The organism is Flavobacterium sp. LC2016-13 (genome assembly GCF_009707955.1).
Taxonomy (GTDB): Bacteria; Bacteroidota; Bacteroidia; order Flavobacteriales; family Flavobacteriaceae; genus Flavobacterium.
Genome location: NZ_WMDQ01000012.1, coordinates 159,146 through 166,868, shown reverse-complemented (window position 1 = coordinate 166,868; position 7,723 = coordinate 159,146). Strand labels below are relative to the sequence as shown.

Below are 7,723 nucleotides of genomic sequence, written 5' to 3'. Positions count from 1 at the left end.
TTAGGTGGTCAATTTAAACCAAAACTTGGTGGTCAATTTAAATTGGAATCAGATGATCAATATCACTGGTTTTTACAATTTGGGTAAAAAACAGAACAAAGGATAGGTATAATAGTTTTGAATTCTTGAATTTAATAATTTTCACAACGACTTATTTAGAATGTTTATAAATAATTTTTTAATTTTGCGAAGTTACTTTTAGATAAACAGAACAGCGTACGCCAAAAGGAATAAAATCTACGTAATACGGAAAAAATGAAAATACGATTGCATAGTGCAGACCTAGGAGAAATATTTTTAGAATCTAGTCATAATGGTTCAATTACTAAACAATCAGATATTGTGGAAGTAACCCATAAGAATGAATTTTTTTTTGGAAAAGGAGAATATAAAGAATTATACTTTGATGGAATACATATTGGCTACGGCAATATAGAGGTAGCCAAAACCACTATTATTCAAGTTGATACTGACATGGAAACCGTTGAGATGCATTTTGCGCTGTCAGGAAACAGTCAGTCCATTTGTAATGACACCAAAAAGAGCATAGAATTTGGTATTAATCAGCATAATATTATTTACGCTAATCAATTTAAAGGGGAAATGATATGGAGTCCTGACACGGGATTGCAAATTTTTGAAGTAAATTTACTTCCTCAATTTTTCGCAAACTTTTTACCGGAACAAGGCGTATTGTTTAAAAATTTTGCAAAAATAATTAATAAAAAAACTACAGGCTTTCTCAATAAACATAATTTGAGAATAACCGTTAAAATGCATTCTGTAATAAATGAAATTATCAGTTGCAATCGAAAAGGAGTATTCAAAAAAATGCTAATTCAAGCCAAAGTTATTGAATTACTCCTTTTACAATTAGAACAAATGAGTGAGCACGAATGCGAAGTATTTTGTTCTCTAAAAAAAAAGGATATAGAAAAAATGCACAATGCAAAGGAACTTATTTTAGCCAATTTAAACACTCCTTGTTCACTGATTACGCTAGCACACCAAGTTGGCACGAATGAGTTTACGCTGAAAAAAGGATTCAAAGAAGTCTTTGGAACAACGGTTTTTGGATTAATCAATGATGAAAAAATGGAACTTGCAAAAAAAATGCTCCTTGAGGAAGGTTTCGCAGTTAATCAGGTGTCCGAATTAATTGGATATAAAAACCCCCAACATTTTACTACAGCCTTCAAAAAAAAGTATGGAATAGTACCTAGTGCTATAAAATAGTAGTGATTTATATAACTCAAAGAAATATATTATAAGTTTTGGTTGTAAAAAAGTACAGTTTTGAAAATTATTGTAAATCTAATAGAATGAAAAAAACGGCTCATTATAATAATGAACCGTTCTACCAACTAAAACAAAACAAATTATGAATTTTTACTGATGTAGATTCTGTTACTGTGTTCTTAAATAGTAGTTTATCGATAATAACAAACGGCACGATAACTTATAAATCAAGGTAAGGAAAGAAGTTTTTGATTTTTTTAGCCAAATTCTTCCTCGGTTAATTCTCTGTTAACCATTACTCCAGACAAAGCACCCATTGCAACAGCATTTGCTACCAATCGCATAGGAGTTGTATTGTCTCCACAAGCAAATATGCTGTGTTGCGTTGTTTTTTGAAAAGGGTCTATTTTTATATAATTCTGTTCGGTCAATTCACAACCTAATTGTTCAGGAATTGTGCAATGTTGCTCGAAAGCAGGTCTTGCATATAATGCCTTGATAGTCGTTTTAGAACCATCTTTGAAATGAATGTTTTCAATTTGCCCTTTATTGTGTTCAAAGCGGTCTATTGCTGTTTCAATAACTTTGATGTTATGTTTTGCCAATTTTTCTAATTGCTCTTCAGTCAAAGTTGATTTTCCATTGGTAAAAACCGTCAAATCTTTAGTCCAATTACTAATCAATTTCCCCATTTCAAAAGCCATATCGCCATTGGCAAGAATGCCAGTTTTGTCATTGCTATATTCGTAACCGTGGCAATACGGACAATGAATAATAGAAATACCCCAACAATCAGAGAATCCTTTAATGGGTGGAATTATATCTTTAATTCCAGTTGCAAAAATCAATTTCTTTGCTCTGAATTTCTCGCCCGATTGGGTTTCTATTTCAAAACCTGTTTCGGTTTTACTGCCACTTACTACAAGTCCACCATAAAAATGAATTGTTTTGTATTTCAAAACCTGTTCTTTTGCTACACTTAAAATTTCTTTTGGCGTTTTTCCGTCTTGGGTTAAAAAATTATGTGAGTGCGGTGTTTGACTATTACAAGGTTTTCCGCTATCAATAATTAAAACATTCCGTAATGCTCGTCCCAAAGCCATTCCTGCCGAAAGTCCAGCATAACTTCCTCCAATTATAATTGCATCAAGATTTTTTTTGTTTGTCATAGGATTAAATTTTGTAAATGATGTGAAAGGAAATGGTAAAACTAAAGTGGTTAAAGCCAGACTACTTTTTTTGATAAACGTTCTTCTTGTGTTAGTCCGTTTTTCCATTGTTGCTAATCGTTCAAAAAAGCGGTTTCTCCTTGTAATGCGTTAGCTCTAGGAATAGGAAATGGGTCTTTGTTGGAGAAAAATCCGTCTTGTAAATCCATAATTTCATCGGCAGTACAAAGGCAGTTTTCTAATTGTTGGCGTACTTCATTTTCGTCGAAAGAAATACCAATAAAAACCAATTCGTTTAATCTATCGCCATAATCCAGTGTCCAGCGTTCTTCAATAATTTCTTGGTTTTCGACAAAATTATTAAAGTTTACACGTTCGCCTAAAGGCATACTTGCCCACCAAACGCCTGCACTTTCGGCTTTCATAGAACCGCCAGCCTGACTCCAGTTAATGGCTTGCTCTGGGCGTGATGCCATCCAAAATAGCCCTTTACTACGAATAATCGTTGGCGGAAAATCGTCCGAAATGAAATTCCAAAATCGATACGGATGAAATGGTTTTTCACTTCTAAAAACAAACGAGCTAATGCCATATTCTTCGGTTTCTGGAGTATGGATTCCTTCGAGTTCCCTTATCCAGCCTGCGGAATTTTCGGCTTCTTCGTAATTGAATAATCCGGTATTTATTATTTCGTTTGGATTGACTTTCCCTAATTCCGAACAAATAATAGTGGCTATAGGATTCAGCTTTTTGATAGAAGCTTTTAGAGTTTCTAATTGGCTTTGAGTGACCAAATCGGTTTTGTTGAGGATTATGACATTGGCAAATTCTACCTGATCGACTAATAAATTTACAATGGTGCGATTATCGTTTTCGATATTGGTTGCCTTAATATCTTCGAGCGTTTTGGCAGAACCAAAATCTTTAAAAAAATTATAGGAATCCACCACCGTTACCATTGTATCAATATAACTAAAACGGGATAAATCGATATTCTCATCCTCGTTTACAAAAGTGAATGTTTGTGCCACAGGAATGGGTTCGCTGATGCCCGTACTTTCGATTAATAAATAATCAAAACGGTTTTCTTTGGCGAGTTTCTCCACTTCAATCATCAAATCTTCTCGCAGGGTGCAACAAATACAGCCGTTGCTCATTTCTACCAATTTTTCTTCGGTGCGAGAAAGTGTGTTTTCTGCTTTTACCAAATTAGCATCAATATTAACTTCGCTCATATCATTGACGATTACAGCGACTTTCAATCCTTCTTTGTTATGCAGAATATGGTTGAGTAGAGTAGTTTTTCCTGCTCCAAGAAATCCTGACAATACGGTAACGGGTAGTTTTTTCATTATTTTTAAAGTATTTGTGCTGTTGTTTTGGCTTTCTTGGACAATTGTCTTTTTATTATTTTAAAATAAATAATATTGGATTTGGTTTGAATAGCATCATAAAAAAAGCCATCTATGACTATTAGTTTTTGAGTTATAGAAACCAATTTCAAGTACCGAAGCAAATCATATTCTTCATCAACATTGTTTACTTTAAAAGCCGTTTCGATGGTGCGACCATTGCCAGAATTCATAATTTTATTTATATCCGTTGATGGTTTTTGAGCAAATAGAACAATTGAAAAAAGTAAAAATAGAAGGATTGTAATTGTTTTCATTTCCTATGTTTTTAATTAAACACTTTTATCAAACTAGTATCTCCTTGTGTATTTACAACTGGATTTGCAGATGCTGTATTTGTAGCAGGGTCATAGGTATAAAGTCCAACTCCGGTTGTTGTAGCCAATCCCCATATAATTTTGTTTTCAAAAACAGCTACCGATGCGGAATAACCATTAGAATAGGGCAGGTTTATTTTTGTAATGGTTTTGTTGATTAAATCTACTTTGAACGCCCCCATAGTTCTATCGGTAACATAGTTTGGCGGATTGCTTGCCAAAGAATAAATGTTTCCTGTGCTATATACAATTCCGTTTTTATCGTATTGCATGTGTTGCAGATAATCTACTTTATTGTTTGGAATTCCTGTTACAGAATAATCAGCTACGTTAAAAAAGTAAGTCGAATCGAATATGGTTTGTCCACTTTTAATTCTTAAAAAACCACACTTTTGAGTTGGACCACCAAAACCATACGAAGCCACACAGAATAGATATAAATCTCCGTTTTCTGTAAAAAACATCGAGTTTTGTTCGTCAATACTTCCTGCCCAAGTAGTTCGGGAGTCGGTTGTAGAAGTAATCGCATTGGCATTAGCTACATCAATAATCAAGACCTGTGCGGGATAATCACTGGTATAACCGTTTGAGGTTTGCACGCAGGCTACATACAATTTACCATTTCGAAGTGCCATTATCGTAGGATCTGGACTTCCGTCTCCGCCAAGGGCATAACTGGTCAAATCGATATAATTAATAATTGCCATAGTTGATGGGTTGAAAACCAATATTTTGCCTAGATTTTGTAAAGAACAATAGCCTTTTGTAGCACTTTCGATTACAACACTTATAGATTGTGATGAAGCTGGCAAAGTGATACTGCCACTTTCCGACAAAGTGCTATCATTTTGACGTGTGAATTTTTTTAGAATATCGCCTCCTTTATTCGGGATTACAAAAACATCGTTTCCATTTAAAGTTACAAACGGATATTGAGCAGTTTGCCTTCCTTTGGCATTGGTTTGATTAGTCACGCTTAAATCTTTCAACGTACTTACATAACCAATTACAGGGTTGGTACTGGTAATATTATTGACTAATAGTAATTTATCAAAACCAACTGTATTTGAAGTATCAATTTTGTCGTCTTTAGAACAAGAGTTTAGGAGTATTGTTACTGACAGTATTCCTATAAATTGGAGGGCATTTTTTTTCATTGTATTAAGGTTTAAATGGATTAATGATTGTGTTTGTTTTTGGATAAAAATAAATACCGAAGCTTAATTCGGAATGTTCTGCCAGGCAAAGGCAGATTATAATTATTGAGTATTTCTTGGTCTGTTATATTATTGACTTCGGCAGAAACGGTATATCTATTGTCTTGAAAAGATTGCTCAAAAGAGATTGTATGACTTACATAATCCGGAATCACAAAATTGTCATAAATACTAATTTTGAAACCATAATTAAATTCATCGGTAAAACTGCCATCGTAAATAATTCTTGTTTTACTGTTTTTGCACAACCAATTGTCTTTATGAAATTCCAAATTCCAATTGGCAAATAATTGTGGCGTGTTGGGTATTGCTAAATTATAAGTAGGATTTGGAACGTTTTGAGTAGCAGGAATAAACTTATTGGCATCGGTTAAGATTTGGTAGGTAGCATTAAAGCCAGCAAAAACACTTTTGGTTATATCTGCTTTTACATCCATATCAGCTCCAACAATTCGAGCTTTTGCAAAATTGACATAGCCTAATGAAAGTCCGTTGCCCGAAAGTTGAATAAGTTCTTCTACATTCATATAAAAACCATTTACATCGATTTGCAAGCGTTTTTCGTTTTGATATGTTTTGTCAAAAATTAACCCCAAAGAACTATTGTATGCCACTTCGGGTTTTAAGAAAATGGCAGGAGTTATTAATATTCCATCGCCAAAAAACTCCGCATTATTGGGTAATCGTACTCCTTTTTCGTGACTTGCTTTCACGAGAAAATTTTCAGTAAAACGGTATCTAAAACCAAAATTATACCCAAAAATTCCCGTATTGTTGCTTATTTTATCAGGAGTATCAGTCAAGTAAATACTGGTGTTGTAGCCTTCTATGTAATTACTGTAATATTTTCCAGCGGTTGAAAACAGTAATTTGTTATTGAAAAAATTGCTGTCAAAAGTAAGTCCTGTAACCGAGTTGGTTAAATTAGCAGGATAATTAAATAAATTTTTGCCTGCATACGCATTTCCCACATCATCCTTTGGGTCAAAACTTCCGTATCTGAAAGTGCTGTTTAAATTAAGATTGTATTTTTCGTTTATGGCATAATCCAAATTCAATCGCTGTCTAATTTCTTTTTGAATGCTTGTCGATAAATTAGGACCAATGCCTAATTCGCCTTGTCCCAAAGTACTAGGGGTGCGAGAACCATCCCAATTGTAACTGTAAAACGATAAATCCTTGAATTTAGCATTAAAATCTCCCAATAGTAGCGAAAATCTAAAGTTTAATTTATTATCAAAAAAACGGTTTTTGACCAAAGTTAGAGCCAATACTTTGGAATTGCTCTCGCTTTCGGCTTCTTGTATATTTTTTTGAATGCCTTGTATTTGTTTGTCATTATTGACAAAAGCAGTTTCTATTTCTATTTCGTCAAACCAAAGCTTATGAAATCGAATAGACAGCCCACCTAATACCGACTTAAATTTATCGTGGTCTCTTTTGATGATTAAATCTGGTTGGTAGGGAGACATAAAGCTATAATCGTTATCACTTTTGGTACTGAAAATCCCTCCACCAATTTCAATTCCTTGTTTATAAAATGTTTTTTTCAGAATCAATCCCATTGATTCGGTATTGTAGGATTGTCGTGAGATATTGGCATCAATATAACTCATATCTCTGTGTCTGGTAACAACATTTACGGCACTTCCCAATCCGTCTCCACCTAAATAAGCCGGTACTGAACCTTTATATATTTCGATTCTTTCGATAACCTGAACTGGCAAATCATTGATGCCAAAACTCCCATCGGGCGTGTTCAAAGCATTACCATCAATAAATACCTGAACTCTTTTCCCTTCTAAACCTCGGATAGAAATTCTGGCTTCACTACCAAAACCACCACTGGACCTCACTTGTACTCCGGCTTGCCTTGCCAAAACTTCGTTTAAATTTCCTGCACGGTTTTCTAATTGTTTGGTGGTAATTATAGTTACTGGATTTATATTGTTTTTTACTTTGAGTACTTCTTTTTGCTCTTCGGTCAGGCTTATAATTTTTACTTCTTTAAGTTCATTGGTTTTTGTTTCCAATTCTTTTTTGGAGGGTTCAGTTGGTTCGTTTTGAGCAGATAATCCAATTGGTAATAGTAGTAATAGGAAGATAAGTATGGTTTTCATAGTAATTTTGCAAATCATTAACGCAATAATGTTGCAAATATAGTTTTATTTTTATTAACGCAATAATATTGCGTTAATGATTTGTTTGAAAAACCCATCATAAATTACTGCTACTCCCCAATCTCTACATAATTCTTATCGGTTTCATAAAGCGTAATCGCCAATTGATTTTTTTGTGGAAGCAAGGATTTTAGAGTATCATAAATTTGGAGTTCTTTTATCAATAGTCGAGTTCGTATTTTTGTTGTA

General features: G+C 33.8%; 6 protein-coding genes. 1 reads left to right on the top strand and 5 read right to left on the bottom strand.

The features are described from left to right. Nucleotides 1-255 precede the first annotated feature (255 nt). Nucleotides 256-1,236 carry a helix-turn-helix transcriptional regulator gene (locus tag GKZ86_RS20925; protein WP_154784999.1) on the top strand — a complete coding sequence of 327 codons (981 nt, stop codon included), beginning with the start codon at nucleotides 256-258 and terminating at the stop codon, nucleotides 1,234-1,236. 260 nt (nucleotides 1,237-1,496) lie between these two features. Here GKZ86_RS20925 and GKZ86_RS20920 read toward each other — a convergent pair whose 3' ends face one another. The 5 genes from GKZ86_RS20920 to GKZ86_RS20900 all read right to left on the bottom strand — a co-directional run bounded on the left by GKZ86_RS20920 (nucleotide 1,497) and on the right by GKZ86_RS20900 (nucleotide 7,474). Beyond that, nucleotides 1,497-2,408: an NAD(P)/FAD-dependent oxidoreductase gene (locus tag GKZ86_RS20920; RefSeq protein WP_154785006.1), complete on the bottom strand. Its 912-nt coding sequence runs from the start codon at nucleotides 2,406-2,408 to the stop codon at nucleotides 1,497-1,499. 113 nt (nucleotides 2,409-2,521) lie between these two features. After that, a complete protein-coding gene (locus GKZ86_RS20915; protein WP_154784998.1) occupies nucleotides 2,522-3,760 on the bottom strand; it encodes a GTP-binding protein in 1,239 nt (412 codons plus the stop codon). Nucleotides 3,761-3,765: 5 nt separating this feature from the next. Beyond that, nucleotides 3,766-4,077: a hypothetical protein gene (locus tag GKZ86_RS20910; protein ID WP_154784997.1), complete on the bottom strand. Its 312-nt coding sequence runs from the start codon at nucleotides 4,075-4,077 to the stop codon at nucleotides 3,766-3,768. An 11-nt stretch (nucleotides 4,078-4,088) separates the two neighbouring features. Further along, complete coding sequence (locus GKZ86_RS20905) at nucleotides 4,089-5,294, bottom strand: hypothetical protein (protein WP_154784996.1); 1,206 nt, start codon at nucleotides 5,292-5,294, stop codon at nucleotides 4,089-4,091. A 20-nt stretch (nucleotides 5,295-5,314) separates the two neighbouring features. Beyond that, on the bottom strand, nucleotides 5,315-7,474 hold the full coding sequence (locus GKZ86_RS20900) for a TonB-dependent siderophore receptor (RefSeq protein ID WP_194632613.1): 2,160 nt from the start codon (nucleotides 7,472-7,474) through the stop codon (nucleotides 5,315-5,317). Nucleotides 7,475-7,723: the final 249 nt, after the last annotated feature.